This is a genomic window from Tepidamorphus gemmatus (assembly GCF_004346195.1).
GTDB lineage: Bacteria > Pseudomonadota > Alphaproteobacteria > Rhizobiales > Tepidamorphaceae > Tepidamorphus > Tepidamorphus gemmatus.
In genome coordinates this window covers 1-1,148 of the sequence record NZ_SMAK01000031.1, presented here as the reverse complement: position 1 = coordinate 1,148, position 1,148 = coordinate 1, and the positions used below count along the sequence as shown (strand labels likewise).

The 1,148-nt window shown below is 65.6% G+C and carries 1 protein-coding gene; it reads left to right on the top strand.

Going from position 1 to position 1,148, the window contains the following annotated elements:
* Positions 1 to 71 precede the first annotated feature (71 nt).
* Positions 72 to 1,148 (top strand): IS630 family transposase (locus EDC22_RS17825; RefSeq protein WP_132808116.1); only part of this gene is annotated, 1,077 nt, incomplete at its 3' end.

Sequence of the window (1,148 nt, the reverse complement as noted above, 5' to 3'; positions counted from 1 at the left end):
TAGTGGATCACGTCTGACATTTGAATCCCGAGAGGGATTCCCTCGAGCGGCGTCGCATGCGAGTCTGGGCCATGCGCCCCGGGATTTCCATCACCCTCACCGCCGCCGATCGCAGCCGGCTGGAGGCGATCGTCGGCAACCGCAACGCTCCGCAGAAGCACGCCTGGCGGGCCAGGATCGTGCTGTTGTCGGCCGACGGCCTCGGCACGTTCGAGATCATGCGCCGGACAGGGAAGTCGAAGACCTGCGTCTGGCGCTGGCAGGAACGCTTCGCCGAAGAAGGGGTGAAGGGCCTGCTGCGCGACAAGACCCGGCCATCGCGCATCAAGCCGCTCGAACAGGCGGTGATCGACAAGGTCATCGCCCTGACCGCGACCGCGCCGCCGCACGAGGCGACCCACTGGACGGCACCGGCCATGGCCAAGACGGTCGGCATCAGCGCCTCCTCGGTGCAGCGCATCTGGCGGGCCCACGGCCTGGCGCCCCACCGAACCCGCCACTTCAAGCTCTCCAACGATCCCGACTTCGTCCCCAAGCTCAGGGACATCGTCGGCCTCTATGTCGACCCGCCGGCGCATGCGGTGGTCCTCTCGGCCGACGAGAAGAGCCAGATTCAGGCGCTCGACCGCACCCAGCCGGGCCTGCCGATGAAGAAGGGGCGGGCAGGCACCATGACCCACGACTACAAGCGCAACGGCACCACGACCCTGTTCGCCGCGCTCAATGTTCTCGACGGCACGGTCATCGGCCGCAACATGCAGCGCCACCGCCATCAGGAATTCATCCGCTTCCTCAACGCGGTCGAGGCCGAGGTGCCGGCCGGAAAACTGATCCATGCCATCCTCGATAACTATGCCACCCACAAGCATCCCAGGGTCCGCGCCTGGCTCGCCAGACATCCCCGCTGGACCTTCCACTTCACCCCAACCTCATGCTCCTGGCTCAACGCGGTCGAGACCTTCTTCGCCACGCTCACCAAGCGGCGATTGAAGCGAGGGGTCTTCCGTTCGGTCGTCGATCTCCAGGCCGCCATCAACCGCTATCTCGGCGAGGCCAACCGTGACCCCAAACCCTTCATCTGGACCGCCGATCCCGACAAAATCATCGCCGCCGTCAAACGAGGGCGCGAAGTGTTAGACTCGATCCAC